Origin of the sequence: Symbiopectobacterium sp. RP (genome assembly GCF_050472005.1) — a bacterium.
Taxonomy (GTDB): Bacteria; Pseudomonadota; Gammaproteobacteria; order Enterobacterales; family Enterobacteriaceae; genus Symbiopectobacterium.
The window spans coordinates 2,110,237-2,129,669 of record NZ_JBGOGS010000001.1 but is presented as its reverse complement, the minus strand read 5'-3'; the positions used below and the strand labels follow the sequence as shown (position 1 = coordinate 2,129,669).

The 19,433-nt window shown below is 51.8% G+C and carries 17 protein-coding genes, 7 pseudogenes and 1 riboswitch; of the genes and pseudogenes, 13 read left to right on the top strand and 11 right to left on the bottom strand.

Annotation, left to right across the window (positions count from 1 at the left end; all coding sequences use genetic code 11):
• Position 1: 1 nt before the first annotated feature.
• The 7 genes and pseudogenes from ACD630_RS14250 to ACD630_RS14220 all read right to left on the bottom strand — a co-directional run.
• The gene (locus tag ACD630_RS14250) at positions 2-394 is read right to left on the bottom strand and encodes a SirB2 family protein (protein WP_430359436.1); all 393 of its coding nucleotides are present in this window, start codon (positions 392-394) and stop codon (positions 2-4) included.
• Entirely contained in the window at positions 394-1,245 is an 852-nt protein-coding gene (gene prmC / locus ACD630_RS14245) for a peptide chain release factor N(5)-glutamine methyltransferase (protein ID WP_430359435.1), read from the bottom strand. The genes ACD630_RS14250 and prmC overlap by 1 nt, the downstream gene beginning before the upstream one ends.
• Positions 1,245-2,327: a peptide chain release factor 1 gene (gene prfA, locus ACD630_RS14240; protein WP_430359434.1), complete on the bottom strand. Its 1,083-nt coding sequence runs from the start codon at positions 2,325-2,327 to the stop codon at positions 1,245-1,247. Before prfA ends, prmC begins: the two co-directional genes overlap by 1 nt.
• Positions 2,328-2,366: 39 nt before the next feature.
• A complete protein-coding gene (gene hemA, locus ACD630_RS14235) occupies positions 2,367-3,623 on the bottom strand; it encodes a glutamyl-tRNA reductase (protein ID WP_430359433.1) in 1,257 nt (418 codons plus the stop codon).
• Positions 3,624-3,627: 4 nt separating this feature from the next.
• Positions 3,628-3,855: a hypothetical protein gene (locus tag ACD630_RS14230; protein WP_430359432.1), complete on the bottom strand. Its 228-nt coding sequence runs from the start codon at positions 3,853-3,855 to the stop codon at positions 3,628-3,630.
• On the bottom strand, positions 3,770-3,961 hold the full coding sequence (locus tag ACD630_RS14225) for a hypothetical protein (protein ID WP_430359431.1): 192 nt from the start codon (positions 3,959-3,961) through the stop codon (positions 3,770-3,772). The genes ACD630_RS14230 and ACD630_RS14225 overlap by 86 nt, the downstream gene beginning before the upstream one ends.
• Positions 3,962-3,972: 11 nt before the next feature.
• A pseudogene (locus ACD630_RS14220) lies at positions 3,973-4,530 on the bottom strand (helix-turn-helix domain-containing protein); the annotation flags it as partial.
• 122 nt (positions 4,531-4,652) lie between these two features.
• Here ACD630_RS14220 and lolB point away from each other — a divergent pair.
• The 4 genes and pseudogenes from lolB (at position 4,653) to ACD630_RS14200 (ending at position 8,424) form a co-directional block, all read left to right on the top strand.
• Positions 4,653-5,276 carry a lipoprotein insertase outer membrane protein LolB gene (lolB, locus tag ACD630_RS14215; protein WP_430359430.1) on the top strand — a complete coding sequence of 208 codons (624 nt, stop codon included), beginning with the start codon at positions 4,653-4,655 and terminating at the stop codon, positions 5,274-5,276.
• Positions 5,277-5,278: 2 nt separating this feature from the next.
• Entirely contained in the window at positions 5,279-6,154 is an 876-nt protein-coding gene (ispE, locus tag ACD630_RS14210; RefSeq protein WP_430359429.1) for a 4-(cytidine 5'-diphospho)-2-C-methyl-D-erythritol kinase, read from the top strand.
• A gap of 153 nt (positions 6,155-6,307) precedes the next feature.
• Positions 6,308-7,255 carry a ribose-phosphate diphosphokinase gene (gene prs / locus ACD630_RS14205; RefSeq protein WP_430359428.1) on the top strand — a complete coding sequence of 316 codons (948 nt, stop codon included), beginning with the start codon at positions 6,308-6,310 and terminating at the stop codon, positions 7,253-7,255.
• 245 nt (positions 7,256-7,500) lie between these two features.
• A pseudogene (locus ACD630_RS14200) lies at positions 7,501-8,424 on the top strand (IS5 family transposase).
• A 240-nt stretch (positions 8,425-8,664) separates the two neighbouring features.
• On the opposite strand, the pseudogene ychH reads toward ACD630_RS14200, so the two are convergent.
• A pseudogene (gene ychH / locus ACD630_RS14195) lies at positions 8,665-8,938 on the bottom strand (stress-induced protein YchH).
• Positions 8,939-9,302: 364 nt separating this feature from the next.
• Here ychH and pth point away from each other — a divergent pair.
• On the top strand, positions 9,303-9,890 hold the full coding sequence (gene pth / locus ACD630_RS14190) for an aminoacyl-tRNA hydrolase (RefSeq protein WP_430359427.1): 588 nt from the start codon (positions 9,303-9,305) through the stop codon (positions 9,888-9,890).
• A 128-nt stretch (positions 9,891-10,018) separates the two neighbouring features.
• A complete protein-coding gene (gene ychF / locus ACD630_RS14185) occupies positions 10,019-11,110 on the top strand; it encodes a redox-regulated ATPase YchF (RefSeq protein WP_430359426.1) in 1,092 nt (363 codons plus the stop codon).
• A 138-nt stretch (positions 11,111-11,248) separates the two neighbouring features.
• Here ychF and ACD630_RS14180 read toward each other — a convergent pair.
• Positions 11,249-12,691: pseudogene (locus ACD630_RS14180) on the bottom strand (IS256 family transposase).
• A 288-nt stretch (positions 12,692-12,979) separates the two neighbouring features.
• Here ACD630_RS14180 and ACD630_RS14175 point away from each other — a divergent pair.
• From ACD630_RS14175 to ACD630_RS14145, 7 genes and pseudogenes are all read left to right on the top strand, one after another.
• Positions 12,980-13,892 (top strand): annotated as a pseudogene (locus ACD630_RS14175) (IS256 family transposase).
• A 38-nt stretch (positions 13,893-13,930) separates the two neighbouring features.
• Positions 13,931-14,179, top strand: coding sequence for a transposase (locus tag ACD630_RS14170; protein ID WP_430360051.1), 249 nt, complete (start codon positions 13,931-13,933; stop codon positions 14,177-14,179).
• A gap of 11 nt (positions 14,180-14,190) precedes the next feature.
• A pseudogene (locus ACD630_RS14165) lies at positions 14,191-14,409 on the top strand (transcriptional regulator SgrR); the annotation flags it as partial.
• A 24-nt stretch (positions 14,410-14,433) separates the two neighbouring features.
• Positions 14,434-14,563, top strand: a riboswitch (TPP riboswitch).
• A gap of 44 nt (positions 14,564-14,607) precedes the next feature.
• On the top strand, positions 14,608-15,621 hold the full coding sequence (thiB, locus tag ACD630_RS14160; protein ID WP_430359425.1) for a thiamine ABC transporter substrate binding subunit: 1,014 nt from the start codon (positions 14,608-14,610) through the stop codon (positions 15,619-15,621).
• A complete protein-coding gene (thiP, locus tag ACD630_RS14155) occupies positions 15,597-17,225 on the top strand; it encodes a thiamine/thiamine pyrophosphate ABC transporter permease ThiP (RefSeq protein ID WP_430359424.1) in 1,629 nt (542 codons plus the stop codon). The genes thiB and thiP overlap by 25 nt, the downstream gene beginning before the upstream one ends.
• Positions 17,209-17,958: a thiamine ABC transporter ATP-binding protein ThiQ gene (thiQ, locus tag ACD630_RS14150; RefSeq protein WP_430359423.1), complete on the top strand. Its 750-nt coding sequence runs from the start codon at positions 17,209-17,211 to the stop codon at positions 17,956-17,958. The genes thiP and thiQ overlap by 17 nt, the downstream gene beginning before the upstream one ends.
• 299 nt (positions 17,959-18,257) lie before the next feature.
• Positions 18,258-18,354: pseudogene (locus ACD630_RS14145) on the top strand (thiamine pyrophosphate-binding protein); the annotation flags it as partial.
• 21 nt (positions 18,355-18,375) lie between these two features.
• Here ACD630_RS14145 and ACD630_RS14140 read toward each other — a convergent pair.
• A complete protein-coding gene (locus tag ACD630_RS14140) occupies positions 18,376-19,077 on the bottom strand; it encodes an IS630 family transposase (protein ID WP_430359422.1) in 702 nt (233 codons plus the stop codon).
• Between the two features lie 82 nt (positions 19,078-19,159).
• Positions 19,160-19,285 carry a helix-turn-helix domain-containing protein gene (locus ACD630_RS14135; RefSeq protein WP_430359421.1) on the bottom strand — a complete coding sequence of 42 codons (126 nt, stop codon included), beginning with the start codon at positions 19,283-19,285 and terminating at the stop codon, positions 19,160-19,162.
• Between the last annotated feature and the right edge of the window lie 148 nt (positions 19,286-19,433).

The window sequence follows — 19,433 nt, the reverse complement described above, 5'->3', positions numbered from 1 at the left end:
GTTATTCCATCAGAAATGCGAGTTTAGTGATTGCTGCCTGTGCAATCAGAAAGAAACACACCAAAGCAAGGATAAACGCTACCCAACGCAGACTCAGGCTGCGTTGGCGTCGACCCAGCGCGATGTGTCCCAGTAAAATGTAAATGATAACGCCAAACAGCTTCGCCGTCAGCCAGCTTTCTTGCACAGAGAAAGGATAAAAGCGATTGATAACGATCAGTGCAATACCGCTCGCTAACAGTAGCGTATCGTTAATGTGCGGCACTACCCTGACCCAGCGCTGTTGCAACGCGGGAGAGTGGCGGCACAGCCAATAAAAACGTGTCACAAACAGGCCAATCGTTACAACAGCGGTAAGCACGTGCACCGTGAGAACAACGGCGTGGTACGACATCAGGCATCTCCCTCTGCCGCAGGCCACTGCCCCAGCGTCACGCGCTCGTTACCACCATAATCGCTGCAGGTGGCAACCTGCTCAAAACCGCGCTGTTGCAGCAACTGCTGCACTGGTTCACCTTGCTGCCAACCGTGCTCTAACAGTAACCAGCCCGTATTTTTCAAATGTTGCGGAGCCTGTTGGATAATCCAGCGCAAATCAGCCAGTCCACCTTCGGCAGCCACCAGTGCGCTGAGCGGTTCAAAGCGCACGTCCCCTTCACACAGGTGGATATCTTCGGCATCGATATAAGGCGGGTTGCTGACAATCACGGAAAAACGCGTGGGCGCGACCGGTTCAAACCAATTACCATGCAGAAATTGCACATTGGGCAATTGCAATGTCGCCGCATTGCGTTGTGCCAATGTCACCGCGTCCGGCTGAACGTCAACCCCGGTCACGGTGCAATCCGGGCGTTCGCTCGCCAAAGCCAGCGCGATCGCCCCAGTTCCAGTGCCCAAATCCAGCACCGTCGGAGCACTGAACTGCGCCATGCATTGCAACGCTTGTTCCACTAGGCACTCAGTGTCTGGACGTGGAATCAGCGTTGCCGGGGAGACAGCCAGTGGCAGAGACCAAAATTCACGGGTGCCCGTCAAATAAGCCACTGGCTCACCATTGATGCGACGGGCCAGCAGCGCCGACAGGCGCTGAAGCTGCGCGTCATCAAGCAATGTTTCGCCAAACGCCAGCAAAAACGTGCGCCCTTTGCCCGTAACATGTTCCAGCAGAATTTCTGCGTCACGCTTCTGGCTTTCACTGTGGGTCAGCTGCTGTAGCGCCGTTGCCACCCAAGTGCGGTAATCCATTATTCCTGCTCAGACAGCGCAGCCAGCTGATCTGCCTGATACTCTTGCACCACGGGTTGGATCAGCATATCCATCTTGCCTTCCATCGCTTCATCCAATCGGTAAAGCGTCAGGTTAATGCGGTGATCGGTCACGCGCCCCTGCGGGAAGTTATACGTGCGGATACGATCGTAACGGTCGCCGCTGCCTAACAGGTTACGACGCGTCGATGCTTCTTCCTGCTGACGTTTTTGCACTTCTGCTGAGCGTATACGTGCAACCAGCACCGACATTGCCTTCGCCTTGTTTTTGTGTTGGGAACGCTCATCCTGACATTCGACCACAATCCCGGTCGGTAAGTGGGTGATACGAATAGCTGAGTCGGTGGTGTTAACGTGCTGACCACCGGCACCGGAAGAACGGAAGGTATCAATACGCAAATCCGCCGAATTGATATCGGGGGTTTCCGCTTCGGGCACCTCGGGCATTACCGCAACCGTACAGGCTGAGGTGTGAATACGCCCCTGCGATTCTGTGGTAGGCACGCGCTGCACGCGGTGGCCGCCCGACTCAAATTTCAACTGTCCATAAACACCATCGCCACTCACTTTGGCGATCACCTCTTTATAGCCGCCATGCTCACCGTCGCTGGCACTCATAATTTCCACTCGCCAGCGGCGCGATTCAGCATAACGGCTGTACATGCGAAACAAATCGCCCGCAAACAGTGCGGCCTCATCACCGCCGGTGCCTGCACGTACTTCAAGGAAGCAACCGCGCTCATCGTCCTGATCTTTCGGCAATAACAGCACCTGAAGCTGCTGTTCCAGCGCCTCACCGTCAATCTTCAGTTGTTTTAATTCTTCTTGCGCCATATCGCGCATTTCCGCATCGTTCAGCATCAATTCTGCGGTTTCACTGTCTTCTTGCACCTGCTGCCAGCGTTGAAAACAGCGCGTGATGTCCGCCAACTGGGCATATTCGCGAGATAACGCCCGAAAGCACTCCATATCGGAGATAACGCTCGGCTCACCCAGCAGGGCTTGTACTTCCTCGTGACGTTCTTGTAACGCTTCCAGTTTAGCAACAATAGAAGGCTTCATGCGTGCTGTTAATTCCTGTCAACTAAGAATGGAGGGGTGCTAGTCCAGCCCAAGGCTGTCGCGTAAAATGTGTAATCGGTTCAAATCGCCATCGCGGGCAGCCTGCTGCAACGCGGCGGTAGGCGCATGAATGAGGCGGTTAGTGAGACGAGAGGTTAACGCGTCCAGCACCGCTTCGACGTCATTGCCTTGCTGAATGCCTGCAAGCGCTTTCGCCGTCATTTCCGCGCGAATCGCATCTGCCTGTGAACGGTATTCTCGAATGGTTTCCACCGCAGATTGAGCACGCAACCAGGCCATAAAATCGGCAGATTCTTGCTGCACGATGGATTCAGCCTGCACCGCTGCGGCCTGACGTTGCGCCATGTTGTGCTGAATGATGGCATGCAAATCGTCCACGCTATATAGATAAACGTTGGGTAACTTACCCACTTCCGGCTCGATATCGCGCGGCACGGCGATATCCACCATCAGCATTGGCTGGTTACGTCGCGCTTTCAGCGTCCTTTCCATCATGCCTTTTCCAATAATCGGCAGCGTACTCGCGGTGGAGCTGATCACGATATCGGCCTGAGCCAGATAGTCGTCCAGTTCGCCCAGCGTTATCACTTCAGCGCCCACTTCTGCGGCAAGGACTTGCGCGCGTTCGCGGGTGCGATTGGCAATCACCATGCGTTTCACCTGATGTTCGCGTAAATGGCGCGCCACCAGTTCAATAGTTTCTCCCGCACCGACCAGCAGCACGGTAACACCCACCAGTGATTCAAAAATCTGCCGCGCCAACGCACAGGCAGCAAACGCCACCGACACCGCACTGGCGCCGATATCCGTCTCCGTGCGCACCCGTTTTGCCACTGAGAACGAACGCTGGAACAAGCGTTCCAGCTCGCTGGAGAGAGAGTGACCGCGTTGGGATTCGGCAAAGGCTTTTTTAACCTGCCCAAGAATTTCTGGCTCGCCCAGCACCAACGAATCCAATCCGCTGGCAACACGCATCAGGTGGTTAACCGCCGCATTATCCTGATGCCAGTAGAGGCTGTTTTTCAGTTCATCAGGGTTCAGGTGGTGGAACTGGCACAGCCATTCGACCACCTGTTCGCGCTGGTTCTCCCGCTCATCGACACTGAGATACAGTTCAGTACGATTGCAGGTAGACAGCACAACCCCACCCTGCACCAACGGCTGCGCAAGCAGGCTGTGCAAAGCATCCCCCAGCGCATCAGGGGAAAACGCGATACGTTCCCTGAGTGATACTGGAGCGGTTTTGTGGTTGATACCAAGCGCAAGCAGGGTCATTGGGTCATTCTTGAATAAATGCCGTCAAGAGTAATGCCGACATTAGTATGGTCTTCGAGTAGGGCCATTCTACTTGATGCTGCGCAGCATGAAAAGCGACGCGGCGCGAAGTACCTCTATTGGCGTAGTTGATATAGCCAAGCGACTTAATTTTGATTACACCATATGGACTGAGAACAAAATCTCTGTATCGCAACCACTCTCTCTTTTTTTGCTTTTTGCTTGTGCCCATTTATGCTCAATGGGGTTAAGATCTGGCGAATATAGCCAACCGACTTAAAAATGATTACATCCAATACCCTGATATGTGGCAAAAAAATACAGCTAATTGTTATCAAAATAATGTCGCTTGGCTATAGATACGGCCCACACCCTTCAGATTGCCCACGTAGAAGGTGTCCTGCGAGCCCAGATACCCGGGATGTGCCGTCTCGATTTCACCACAGGCCTCATCATCGTGCGCCTTCTTCTCCAGGGCTGCGATTTGAGCGTCGGTAAGGACAATGCCTTCTCTGGCGACCTTTTCCTCAAGCGCCTTCAGGCGTTTACGGAAGTTCTCCAGGTCGTGTCGTTGCCAGATGGAGCGCACGCCGCTGCCGGAGATAAACACGCCTTTTTTACGCAGCTCATTATTGGTCCGGTGCTGCCCATGGGGCGGGAACTCAATAGCATAATCAACAACCGTGCGTTCAGTGGCTTCGTCGGCGCGGTTCTTCAGGTTCGGAACCCGGCGGTTCTGGTTAACCAGCGCATCAATGGCGCCTTCAGCAGCCAGTTCCTGATAACGGTAAAATCTATCGCGTAACACGCCCATGCTCTTGCAGGCTTTTGATACGTTACCGAGTTCTTCGGCAAGATTGAGCAGGCCGGCTTTGTGTTTGATAATGGGATTGTTAGTATGAAGCATGAGACTTACCTCGCGTTTTGTTTAAGGATTAGATACCCATATCAAAACCGGTAACTCTCAACCTTTCAAGGTCCAGTGTCAGATCTAGTCGCGACTAATACACTTAATAGGATATATGCAACATGTTAAGTCACACCGCACGCGCGTTACGGCTCCTGCCTTTAGCCAGCTTGCTGCTGACTGCCTGTACGTTGACCAAGCCCTCTGGTCCTAGTGCAACGTCGGATTCGCCGGCTTGGTTACAACATAAGCAGCAGGTGCAACAATTGAGCCAGTATCAGACACGTGGCGCATTTGCCTATCTCTCCGATAGCAAGAAACTTTCGGCTAACTTTTTCTGGCATGAGTCTTCCACGCAACGCTACCGTCTGCTGCTGACCAATCCGTTCGGCGGGACAGAACTGGAACTGCGCGTGCAGCCCGATGGCATTCAAATCACCGATGGGCAAGGTAAACGTTATATCGGCAAAGATGCAGAGTACATGCTGTCCCAACTGACCGGGATGCGTATTCCATTGACCAATCTGCGCCAGTGGATGATTGGCCTGCCGGGAGATGCGCAGCAGTTTACGCTGGATGAGCACGCGCGGCTCAGTACAGCAACGCTGGTACAAAACGGCTTAACGTGGGAAGTGAAATACCTCGGTTACGATGATAGCGTCACGCCCCCCCTACCCAACGCCCTGGAACTGACGCAAGGCGAGCAACGCATCAAGCTGAAAATGAATAACTGGACGGTTCAATAAGCATGAGCGATGCGGCACAACTGACGCACTGGCCATCTCCGGCCAAACTCAACCTTTTTCTGTATATCACCGGTCAACGCGCCGACGGGTATCACCTACTGCAAACGCTGTTTCAGTTTCTGGATTATGGCGACACGGTCGACATCCGATTACGCAACGACGGCATTATCCAGCTACTCACCCAGCTGCCCGGCGTGCCTGACAACACCAATCTGGCCGTACGCGCGGCACGCTTGTTACAGGCCTACAGCCAGGAGCAGGGGCGCACACTGATCTATAACGGTGCTGACATCGCTATCGATAAACGCCTGCCAATGGGCGGCGGTCTGGGCGGCGGATCTTCCAACGCGGCTACGGTGCTGGTTGCGTTGAATCATCTGTGGCAATGTGGCCTTGATGAGGACACGCTGGCGCAGTTGGGATTACGACTAGGCGCAGATGTACCGGTGTTTGTACGCGGGCAGGCCGCTTTCGCCGAAGGCGTTGGTGAGATACTGACACCCGCCTCACCAACGGAAAAATGGTATCTGGTGATACATCCCTGCGTCACCATTCCGACCCCGCTGGTGTTTAGCGATCCGGACTTACCACGCGACACACCGGTACGCACATTAGATGCGCTACAAAAACAGACCTTCGTCAATGATTGTGAATCTACCGTAAGAAAACGTTTTCGCGAGGTTGAACAGCGACTTTCTTGGCTGCTAGAATACGCACCGGCGCGCCTGACAGGAACGGGAGCTTGTGTGTTTGCCGAATTCGACACCGAATTCGCCGCTCGTCAGGTGCTTGACCAGGCCCCGGAAACGCTGAACGGTTTTGTTGCGCGTGGCGTGAACACCTCGCCGCTGCACCGTGTGCTTTCCGGGCAACGTTAAGCGTTGAAAACATTTTTACCCCGTATGGAGGGGTTATGCCTTAAGTTCAACGCTTAACTCATACACCCGTATGCATATTTTACCTGCTGCCTCGCAACGCCCTCGAGACACCGGGTACAATATTTCTCTGGACGCAAGCCTGAGGTTCTTCTCGTGCCTGATATGAAGCTTTTTGCTGGTAACTCTATCCCCGAACTAGCGCAACGTATTGCCAACCGTTTATACACCAGCCTGGGAGACGCCGCTGTAGGTCGCTTTAGCGACGGTGAAGTCAGCGTGCAAGTCAATGAAAACGTTCGTGGTGGCGACATTTTCATCATCCAGTCCACCTGTGCACCAACCAATGACAACCTGATGGAGCTGGTTGTGATGGTCGATGCTCTACGCCGCGCGTCAGCGGGACGTATTACCGCCGTTATCCCCTATTTCGGCTATGCTCGTCAGGACCGCCGTGTGCGTTCTGCGCGTGTACCGATCACCGCCAAAGTGGTCGCTGACTTTCTGTCAAGCGTAGGGGTTGACCGTGTCCTGACCGTGGACCTGCACGCAGAACAGATTCAAGGCTTCTTCGACGTTCCGGTCGATAACGTTTTCGGCAGCCCGATTCTGCTGGAAGACATGTTGCAGCAGAATCTGGAAAACCCGATTGTGGTTTCTCCGGATATCGGTGGTGTTGTGCGTGCACGTGCCATTGCTAAACTGCTGAACGACACTGACATGGCGATCATCGACAAACGTCGTCCGCGCGCCAACGTCTCTCAAGTGATGAACATCATCGGTGATGTCGCAGGGCGCGACTGCATTCTGGTCGACGACATGATCGATACCGGTGGCACACTGTGCAAAGCGGCAGAAGCATTAAAAGAACGCGGTGCCAAACGAGTCTTTGCTTATGCCACTCACCCGATTTTCTCCGGCAATGCGTATGACAACATCAAGAATTCGGTGATTGATGAAGTGATCGTCTGCGATACCATTCCACTGTCGGAAAATATCAAAGCACAGCCTAACGTGCGCACACTAACACTTTCGGGCATGCTGGCGGAAGCTATTCGTCGCATCAGCAACGAAGAGTCTATTTCTGCCATGTTTGAACATTAATCAACAGCGTCCATTTCTGTTGTCAACAAAACGCCACCCTAGGGTGGCGTTTTTTATTTCTCGTGGATATTGTCACGTATTGCACATAATATCGTTTGGCGTGGCAATAATATTGCCTGCGAACAGTGGCGATAATTATAGCCAAGCGACATTATTTTGATAACAATTAGGGCTTTGTTGAATAAATAGAACTTTTGGGTAATCACCGGAGCAGATCAACACAGTTGTTTCAAAATCAGGTCTCCATGGCAAAACAAAATTTTAAAATCACCAACTGGCCCTCTTATAACAAGGCCCTCAAGCAGCGCGGTTCTCTAACCGTATGGCTAGATGAATCAGCCATTGCTGCATGGACGGAAAAAAACACTACTGAACGGCGTGGATGACCGCTCCACTACTCAGATATGGCCATCACCACAGTCCTGATGATGAAACGCGTGTTTGGCCTTTCATTGAGGGCTTTACAGGGCTTTGGTGACTCGATTTTTAAACTGATTAAATTGTCGCTCCATTGTCCAGACTATTCGCTGCTCAGCAAGCGAGCAAAGACAGTGAACATCAGCATAAAAATGCCAACCCGTGGTGAAATCTCACATCTGGTCATTGATGGAACCGGCCTGAAGGTCTTTGGCGAAGGCGAATGGAAAGTCCGGCAGCATGGTGCCGACAGACGCAGGGTATGGCGTAAGCTGCACCTGGCAGTAGACAGTGTGACGCATGAGATTATCTGTGTGGATTTGTCGCTCAGTGGTACGACCGATGCCCAAGCTCTACCGGCGCTGATAAACCAGACCCACCGGAAAATCAGAGAGGCATCGGCTGACGGCGCTTAGGATACAGTTTACTGCTATGATGCTCTGGTGAGGAAGAAAATAAGGCCGCTTATCCCGCCACGAAGGGGGGTGCAATATTGGCAAGATCGCTACCACGAGCGTAACCCCGCTGTTGCAAATCAGCGCATTAGCGGTAGTAACGATATCTGGAAAAAGAAAGTAGGCTATCACCGGCGCTCAGTGGCTGAAACGGCCATGTTCCGGTTCAAAAGGCTTCTGGGTGGTCATCTAAGTCTGAGAGACTACGATGCTCAGGTGGGTGAAGCCATGGCCATGGTCAAAGCGCTTAACCTGATAACGCTATTAGGAATGCCGAAGAGTATTCACATCACGTAACAATCGACCCGTATGGGGCGCAGTCGTTACAAGTTCTGATTTATTCAACAAAGCCAACAATTAGCTGTATTTTTTTTGCCACATATCAGGGCATTGGCTGTAATCATTTTTAAGTCGCTTGGCTATATTTACGGGGTCAACTACATCGCAGGAGGAATATAATCAGCACTCAAAGCGGGGATTATCTGCAAGCAGAAAAAATATCCAGACGCCTGCCGAACAAGCAGGCGTCTGGTATCATCAGGAATGAGGTTGCTGACGGCGGCAGCGTTTATCAAAATGCTTTACCCACCAATAGCTAGCGGCGACGGCTTCACGGCCGCCAATGCGTGCCCCAACCAGCCAAGTCATGGCACCAGCGAAAATGGCCATTAGGTCGATAATAGGTAAAGTAGGCGGGCAAGTTCAGCTCAGGTAATTGGCTGATAATGGTGAAGGCGATCCCCCCGACCATTAACACCATACCGATGCCCATAAATACGTTGCCCAGCATGACAGCATTTTTGCGTTTCATCTGTCACCTCCTGTAAGGGTCAGGTAAAATACGTGACCGTTCGGAAAAATGAAAATGCTACGTAACCGTCCTTGTTCTGATGTAATTATAGACGCTGTAGGCAATAAGGTATTGCGTAGGCGCTCACAGATAAGCAAGTGTAGAAACGTTTTTTTACATTTAGTGCTGACCAAAGGCGAATATAATTAATAACAAAATTGAATTATTGCAAAAGTAAATTATTTCCAGCCATTTTTTGCTACACGTTCGTCGGGCGCGCGACAAACAACCTGCTGAAGGCTTTTTCACTGCCCTGCTCCTGTGTAAACTACGCGTTTGACTTTCTTTTATCGGGCGTCGCGAGACGCAAAATCTGGGACTTAACGTGAGCAGTATCAAATTAATTGTCGGATTGGCGAATCCGGGAGCCGAATACGCCGCCACGCGCCACAATGCCGGTGCCTGGTACGTTGACCAGTTAGCTGAGGCTTACCGGCAATCACTTAAAGAAGAGGCCAAGTTCTTTGGCTATACCGCGCGCCTCACTCTGGCCGGTCATGATGTTCGCCTGCTGGTGCCAACCACCTTTATGAACCTCAGTGGTAAAGCCGTGGCGGCAATGGCAACCTTTTACCGCATCCAACCGGATGAAATTCTGGTAGCGCACGATGAGCTGGATCTTTTACCGGGGGTTGCCAAACTGAAACTGGGCGGCGGACACGGCGGGCACAACGGCTTGAAAGACATCATGAGCAAATTAGGTAACACCCCTAATTTTCATCGTTTGCGCATTGGCATCGGCCATCCCGGCGATAAAAGTAAGGTCACCGGCTTCGTGCTGGGCAACCCCCCCGCCAGTGAACAGATGCTGATCAACGGCGCGCTCGACGAAGCCATTCGCTGCACCGAGATTTTGCTGAAAGACGATATGGTGAAAGCAATGAATCGACTGCACGCCTATAAACCTGCGTGAAATGATATTCCCGCGCAGTCGGTTCGAGTTAATGCGCCATTCCGTGTATAATTGGCGCTAACGTATTTATTTGTTCAGATGAGAAAACATAACCATCTGATTTATAAGCTATTTAAGGTGATAAAAGTATGGGATTCAAGTGCGGTATCGTTGGGCTGCCTAACGTGGGTAAATCTACACTGTTTAATGCATTGACCAAAGCCGGTATCGAAGCGGCCAACTTTCCGTTTTGCACCATAGAGCCCAACACTGGCGTGGTGCCGATGCCCGACCCGCGTTTGGACAAGCTGGCTGAGATTGTTAAACCGCAGCGTATTCTCCCCACCACGATGGAGTTTGTTGATATCGCTGGCCTAGTAAAAGGTGCGTCCAAAGGTGAAGGCCTAGGCAACCAATTCCTGACTAACATTCGTGAGACGGAAGCGATCGGCCACGTGGTGCGTTGCTTCGAAAACGACAACATTATCCACGTTGCGGGCAAGGTCGATCCGGCTGACGACATTGATACCATCAACGCAGAACTGGCGCTGGCGGATCTCGATACCTGCGAGCGTGCACTGCACCGCGTGCAGAAGAAAGCCAAAGGCGGCGACAAAGACGCAAAAATTGAACAGGCCGCGCTGGAAAAATGTCTGCCACAGCTGGAAAAAGCGGGCATGCTGCGCGCCCTGGATCTGAATGCTGAAGAGAAAGCAGCCATTCGTTACCTGAGTTTCCTGACGCTCAAGCCCACCATGTACATCGCTAACGTCAATGAAGATGGCTTTGAAAACAACCCTTATCTGGATCGGGTGCGCGAAATCGCTGCCAGCGAAGGTTCTGTGGTTGTCCCAGTGTGTGCCGCGGTAGAATCCGACATTGCCGAGTTGGACGATGCAGATCGCGAAGAATTTATGGCAGAACTGGGGCTGGAAGAACCGGGCCTGAATCGCGTGATCCGTGCCGGTTATGAACTGCTAAATCTGCAAACCTACTTTACCGCAGGCGTAAAAGAAGTGCGCGCCTGGACCATCCCTGTCGGTGCGACGGCCCCACGGGCCGCAGGTAAAATCCACACCGATTTTGAAAAAGGCTTTATCCGCGCGCAAACCATCGCGTATGAAGACTTTATCACCTACAAAGGTGAACAAGGCGCGAAAGAAGCAGGGAAAATGCATTCTGAGGGCAAAGAATACATCGTTAAAGATGGCGATGTGATGAACTTCTTGTTTAACGTCTAATTTACTTCTGTTATCTCATGGGATCTCTCAGCATCTCGTAAAGACTAACAAACCTTTTAAAATACATGCACTTGTGTGGATTTTAATTTAATATTGGCTGCACATATAAGAGTTATTAGCAAATCTGGTGTATGGCGATCAGGCTACGTTCCGCTCTGATGCTTCGTGAATCTGTTCTCCATCCTTAAATTGGACGTTGCTTACAACCAGGGTCAGCAGGTCAAATCCTCTTAGTCGGTTCCAGCTTTTCTGAGCTGACTGGAGCAGCTTAAATACCATACCATTGACAGGGTTGTTTCTCTCGAACCACCGTTCTTCGCGCGTCTGCTTCGTAGCCTCACAGTCGCAAAAGCCGATTCAATCGGATTTGTCGTTCTTATTGACGCCCAGTGCTCTGACGGGAAGTCGTAGAATGCCAGCAGTTCTTCTCGAGCTTTCTCCAGCTTCTTCATCGCTGCAGGATACTTCGCTGAAAACCTTGCCAACAAAACATCAAAGGCTTCATTAGCGGCATCGCGGCTCTCTGCTAGCCAAACCTGCCGTAGCTCAGCCTTAACTTTCGGTTGCATGGCTTTGAGGAGTGAAGCCAACACATTAGCGGTTTTGTGCACCCAACAGCGTTGGTGCTGCGTGTCCGGGAATATCTTTGCCATTGCATTCCAAAAACCAAGGGCACCGTCTCCCGTAGCCAGCTTGGGAGATACGGTTAGGCCACGTGCTCGCAGGCCATTAAGAAGTTCGGCCCAGTTTGCTTCTGACTCTCGATAACCATCTTCGACCGCAACCAGCTCCTTACGTCCATGCTCAGTGACGCCGATAATGACCAGCAGGCAAAGGCGATCATCTTGCCTGACATGGCTGTATATGCCATCGGCCCAGAAATAAACGTAGCGCGTATCGCTTAAATCACGCAGGCACCATTGCCTGTGCTCTTCAAGCCATTGCTGTTTCAGTCTGCTGATGGTATAGCCAAGCGACATTATTTTGATAACAATTAGCTGTATTTTTTTGGCACATATCAGGGCATTGGCTGTAATCATTTTTAAGTCGGTTGGCTATACTGGCAGAGAGGCCATTAGCTTTTTCACCGAGAAGCGCCCTCAGGGCTTCGTGAAAATCACCGGTGGATATGCCTCGCAGGTACAGCCATGGTATAGCCAAGCGACATTATTTTGATAACAATTAGGTGTATTTTTTGCCACATATCAAGGCATTGGCTGTAATCATTTTTAAGTCGGTTGGCTATAGCAACTCTTCGACGCTTTTTGCACGTTTCAGATAAGGCGGCAACAACGCGCTGTTGAAGCATATTCCGTTGCCGCTGCGCTCCCTGACCTTGGGCACTTTAATTTCAACATCCCCAATACCCGTCTGTATGGTTCGCTGTGGCAAATAGCCGTTACGAACGACAACATGACGCCCGTCGTCAAGGCGGCGTTCAGCATGTCGTTGCAGCATGGCTTCGAGCTCAACCTCAACGGCGGCAGCTATCAGTTGCCTGGCACCATTACGAATGAGTTCATGCAAGGGATCACCGGCAATATCTGGTTCTGCGGAGACCTGTAGGGTAGACTTTTTCATGGGGTATCATCTCTCTGTTGTTGAAATCATCCACAAAATCAATCAGCAGGATACGCCACCCTCCCCGAAATCCCGTACACCAGAAATGAGCATAACTCTTTAAGATTTTGTGTAAATGCCTTTCCTCAGAAGTGACCGTCAAGGCGGTCACCGAACTCGATATAGCCAAAAGACATTATTTTGATAACATCCAGCTATGCTTTTTTGCCGCATATCAGGGCATCTGTTGTAATCATTTTTAAGTCGTTTGGCTATATGTTCAATCCAACATCAAAAGCAGGTTACTTTATGGACGAAAAACAGTTACAGGCTCTGGCTAACAAGCTGGCCAAAAATCTCAAAACCCCTGACGCTCTCAACCCGTTTGATCGCCTGCTGAAAAAGATCTGTGTTGAAGCTGCCCTTAATGCTGAAATGACCCATCACCTCGGGCATGAGAAGCACCAGTCCAAATCTGGAACTATAGCCAACCGACTTAAAAATGATTACAACAGATGCCCTGATATGCGGCAAAAAAGCATAGCTGGATGTTATCAAAATAATGTCGCTTGGCTATATCGAAGGCCAGAAAGAGCTACTGGGGATGTAGCTGGCCGAAAATGAAGGTGCAAAGTTCTGCCTGAACGTGCTGACAGAACTGAAAAACCGTGGCCTGACCGACATCCTGATTGCCTGTGTGGACGGCCTGAAAGGGTTCCCGGATGCCATCAACACGGTCTACCCGGAAGCCCGCATCCAGCTGTGCATCGTGCACATGGTGCGCAACAGTCTGCGTTTCGTTGCCTGGAAGGACTATAAGGCGGTAACACGCGACCTCAAAGCAGTGTATCAGGCTCCAACCGAAGAGGCCGCGCTTCAGGCGCTGGAGACGTTCGGTGGGACATGGGATCACCGCTATCCGCAGATAAGCCGGAGCTGGCAGTCAAACTGGGCCAACCTGTCGACATTCTTCTCGTACCCGCAGGAACTTCGCAAGGTAATCTACACGACGAACGCTAACGCTATAGAATCACTGAACAGCGTGCTCCGGCATGCAATCAAGAAACGCAAGGTGTTCCCGACTGATGACTCGCTGAAGAAGGTCGTATGGCTGGCAATCCAGGCGGCATCACAGAAATGGACGATGCCCTTACAGGACTGGCGTATGGCAATGAGTCGCATTATTATCGAGTTCGGTGACCGCCTTGACGGTCACTTCTGAGGAAAGGCATTTACACAAAATCTTAAACAGACTCCCTTATCCCAGTACTCCCTAAAAATAGTGTAATCGTGATGGACAATGCAACTTTTCACAAAAAACATAATATTCAACAAGTCATCATCGATGCAGGGTATATGGTGGAGTATTTGCCTACATATTCGCCAGATCTTAACCCAATTGAGCATAAATGGGCACAAGCAAAAAGCAAAAAGCAAAAAGCAAAAAAAGAGAGAGTGGTTGCGATACAGAGATTTTGTTCTCAGTTCATATGGTGTAATCAAAATTAAGTCGCTTGGCTATACAACAAGACGCGCAGCGCTGGCACGCTCAAACGCTCTCTATCACCGACTTCAGCCAGCGCCTGATTGACAGCGGTGAGATCCACCCGCTGTTTCACCACTGGTTACAGCTGCAGGGACTGCGCAGCATGCGCGGCGTGCGCATGAACATGTTGGGCTGGTTCGACTTTAAATCCGCTTGGTTTGTGCCACCGGAGCACGACGCCGACTTTCCCTGATGCTACAAACCCTTTACAATGATGACGTTCTCAACGGGGTGCAGGCCGTTTGTTGGCTATATCGCATTGTCAACGCACGGTATTTATGCTGGGAAAATACCCGTCGAACCTGATCCGGTTAATACCTGCGAAGGGATTTGAGAGTGCATTCGCCTGCCTCAAAGTCCTTTGCCACCCTAATATACCCAGGAGTGCAAAGTGTTACAGTCGCTATTATCCCGTTTATTACTTGCTGTATTCGGCCTCTCTGCCGTGCTGTTCGGCTCTGCTGCCGCTAATACCAAGCCCGCATTGACCGTTTACACCTACGATTCCTTCGCGTCTGAATGGGGCCCCGGCCCGGCGATTAAAAAAGCCTTCGAAAAAGAGTGCGAGTGTGAATTAAATTTCGTCGCGCTGGAAGATGGCGTTGCCCTGTTGAACCGCTTGCGCATGGAAGGTAAAAACAGCAAAGCGGATATCGTCCTGGGGCTGGATAACAACCTGCTCAAAGCGGCAGCGGATACTGTGCTATTTACCCCACACCACGTGAAAACCGCCGTGTTAACGCTGCCCGGCGGCTGGAACAACGCCACGTTCCTGCCTTACGATTACGGCTACTTCGCGTTCGTCTACAACAAAGACACGCTAAAAAATCCACCGACCAGTCTTGATGCCTTGATCAACAGCGAGCAACCGCTGAAGGTCATTTATCAAGACCCGCGCACCAGTACGCCGGGGCTGGGCCTGCTGCTGTGGATGCAAAAGGTGTATGGCGATAAAGCGCCTGACGCTTGGCAAAAACTGGCGCGTAAAACCGTTACCGTCACCAAAGAGTGGAGTGAGGCTTACGGTCTGTTCCTTAAAGGCGAAGCAGATCTGGTGCTGAGCTACACCACCTCTCCGGCCTATCACATTATCGAAGAGAAAAAGACTAACTACGCAGCGGCGCTGTTCAGTGAAGGCCACTATATGCAAGTTGAAGTTGCTGGGCAGTTGACCGCCAGCAAGCAGCCGGAACTCGCTAACCGCTTTATGCAGTTTATCCTCACCCCGACGTTCCAAAGCCTGATACCAACCGCCAACTGGATGTATCCGGTCACTGGCGTGGCACTGCCAGAAGGTTTCCAATCACTGGCGCGCCCGGAAAAAGCGCTGTCCTTTAGCGCACAAGAGGTGGCAGACCTGCGTGGGCAGTGGATTCAGGCATGGCAATGCGCCGTCAGCCGCTGATCCCACACTGGCTCTGGCCTGGGCTGTTTATCGCGGCATTGCTGGCAGGTGTTGCCCTGCTCGCGTTTGGCGCTCTCTGGCATCAGGCTCCTGATACCCCATGGAAGACGCTATGGGGTGACAGCTATGTATGGTACGTAGTGCGCTTTACCTTTTGGCAGGCATTGCTTTCGGCGCTACTCTCCACGCTGCCCGCCATTGTGCTGGCACGCGCCCTCTACCGCCGCCATTTCCCCGGCAGAACCTGGCTGTTGCGCCTGTGCGCCATGACGCTGGTGTTACCGGTGTTGGTGGCGGTATTTGGCATACTGCGCGTCTACGGGCGACAGGGCTGGCTGGCACAAGGCTTAAGCGCACTCGGCATCGACTACACCTTTTCCCCCTATGGCCTGCAAGGGATTCTGTTGGCCCATGTGTTCTTCAATCTGCCGCTGGCGACACGTCTGCTGTTGCAAGCCCTGGAGTCCATCTCCACGGAGCAGCGTCAGCTAGCGGCCCAGTTGGGCATGAATGCCTGGCAAACCTTTCGTCTCATTGAATGGCCGTGGTTACGGCGTCAAATCCTGCCCAGTGCGGCACTGATTTTCATGCTCTGCTTCGCCAGTTTTGCCAGCGTACTCTCACTCGGTGGAGGCCCGCGCGCCACTACGATCGAATTGGCTATCTATCAGGCATTGAGCTTTGATTACGATCCTGCGCGTGCGGCTGGATTGGCACTGATCCAGATGGTCTGTTGTCTGGGGTTGGTACTACTGAGCCAACGACTCGGATCGTGGTTCGCCGTGGGCAATACCCAGCAATTGCGCTGGCGCAACCCACAGGATTCGCTGGCTGGACGGTTGGGCGATACTGTGATTATCGTTGCTGCGCTGTTATTGCTGCTGCCACCGTTGCTAGCTGTGGTGCTGGATGGTCTCAGCCCTGCGATGCTGGCGGTGCTCAAACAGCCCGCGCTGTGGCAAACGCTGTGGACATCCCTGCGTATCGCGCTCGCCGCAGGTGTGCTTTGCGTCATCCTGACCCTGATGCTGCTGTGGAGCAGCCGTGAGCTGAAACTGCGTCAGCAGCGGCTGGCCGGACAGTTGATGGACATCAGCGGCCTGCTAATTCTGGCGATGCCGGGCATTGTGTTGGCGACAGGCTTTTTTCTTGTGCTTAACAACACCGTAGGGCTACCGACATCCCCCTATGGGCTGGTGGTCGCCACTAACGCGCTGATGGCCATCCCCTACGCGCTCAAGGTGTTGGAGAACCCGATGCTCGACATCACTCAGCGCTATAATCTGCTGTGCCAGTCTCTGGATATTCGCGGTTGGCACCGTCTTCGTCTGATTGAGTTGCACGCGTTGCAACAACCGATCGCGCAGGCGATGGCATTTGCCTGCGTACTCTCGGTGGGGGATTTCGGCATTATCGCCCTGTTTGGCAATGAGCAGTTCCGCACGTTGCCCTTCTATCTTTACCAACAAATTGGCGCTTATCGCAGCGCAGACGGTGCGTTAACCGCACTGCTGCTGATGCTGCTCTGTTTCGCGTTATTTACCGTGATGGAGACATTGACCCTGTGGCAAAAACGGGCGGGCCGACATGCTGTCGTTGAATAAACTCACTTATCTCTATCAACAGGCCCCCATGCAGTTCGATGTCAACATCGCTGCGGGAGAGCGCGTTGCACTGTTGGGGCCAAGCGGTGCGGGAAAAAGTACGCTGCTCAGCCTGATTGCCGGTTTTTTATTGCCGAACAGCGGCGAACTGTGGCTAAATGGCGACGATCATCGCTATACGCCGCCCGCCGAGCGCCCGGTGTCAATTCTGTTTCAGGAAAACAACCTGTTCCCACACCTGACGCTGGAGCAAAATATTGCGCTTGGCCTACACCCCGGTTTGCGTCTCACGGCAGCACAGCGTCAGGCATTGCACGCTATTGCAGAACACGTGGGCTTAAACAGCCTGATGCAGCGCCTGCCCGCGCAGGTGTCTGGCGGTCAACGCCAGCGCGCCGCATTGGCCCGCTGCCTGCTGCGCCAACGCCCTGTCCTGCTGCTGGATGAACCGTTCTCCGCGCTCGATCCGGCGCTGCGTCAGGATATGCTCACACTGGTTGATAGGGTGTGTGCAGAGCAGCAACTTACGCTGCTGATGGTCACTCACAATCTGGATGACGCGTTGCGTATTGCTCCACGCAGTCTGCTGTTGGTCGACGGGAACATAGCCTACGATGGCCCCACGATGTCGCTGTGTGACGGCAGCAGCGAGGCGGCGCGGATACTGGGGATCAGCGCCACACGTGACCGATCGCCTACATCTCGCGAAGACTCAACAGAGGATATTTTGTGAGCTGAATAAAATTTTCACTTTTTATTCCTTATGGGTATTGCGCCTATTGCAACGCCCGTGCTTATATAAAACGGCTAATTAACTGACTGATTGACAGGATCCCCGTGAGACACTCCGCTGCTATGACTTCTGCACTACTACACACCGCGCATGTTGACGCGGTCGTCGTCGACGACGCCCCCTAACGGGTTCCGAATCACAGCACGATTCCCAAACCTCGCCGGCGCAACCCGAGCGAGGTTTCTTGTTTTTACCTTCCCCGCTCCAAAAACGCACCAGCCCAAATGAAGGATATTACTATGCGTTATACCGGAGCGCAGCTGATCGTCCGGCTGTGAACAGCAGGGTATCACCACGGTAGCGGGCATTCCCGGCGGGGCGGCACTGCCGCTGTATAGCCAAGCGACTTAATTTTGATCACACCATATTGACTGAGAACAAAATCTCTGTATCGCAACCACTCTCTCTTTTTTTGCTTTTTGCTTGTGCCCATTTATGCTCAATGGGGTTAAGATCTGGTGAATATGTAGGCAAATACTCCACCATATACCCTGCATCGATGATGACTTGTTGAATATTATGTTTTTTGTGAAAAGTTGCATTGTCCATCACGATTACACTGTTTTTAGGGAGTACTGGGATAAGAACTTGTGTGACCCAGGAATAGAAAACATCGCTGTTAATATTGATATCAAATAATCCGATAGCAAACAGCGTTGTGCCTAATAAAGCGCCGATAACATTTGTTCTTCCCTTGCCTCCCCCGTTCTTCAGGCCAAAACACCGTTGACCTTTTGGGGAATAGCCGTGAGTCCGTGGGGTATCGTGTGGAAAACCATTTTCATCAATAAAAACAATAGGTTTACCTTCTTTTTCATACTGTTTTATTTTTTGTTGAAATGCTTGCCGGGCGCTTTCGTCGGCTTTCGGATGACGTAGCGTTTTTTTATAGGTCAATCCCAGCTTTTTAAGAGCTTGCCAAATGGCCTTCTGACAAACGCCAAAACGCTCTGCACGTTCTTTTTGGTAAGCATCTGGATATGGTTCAACATCTTTTATCAACTCGGATTTATCGCTCTTTCGCTGACGCGTGGTCGATGTTTTTGACTCTATAGCCAACCGACTTAAAAATGATTACAACAGATACCCTGATATGCGGCAAAAAAGCATAGCTGGCTGTTATCAAAATAATGTCGGTTGGCTATATTTGATTAATCCAACGCGATACAGAGGCAGGGCCAATCCGAAATTGCTTCGCTGTTTCTCGGATACTCAACCCTTCTTCCTTCTTCCCGTGTAGATGCTTTGTTGAATAATAGTGAGTCATGCTGTTTTTCCAGTCAGTTTTGGTAGAAAATGCTTGTCATCTCAGGTTTACAGTTTTCTTATGAGGCCTAACTGCATGATTTTGCGTTGCGAGGATCTGTCGTTTCACCGGGGGTGCAGCATAAAATATGTTTATTCAACAAAGCCCC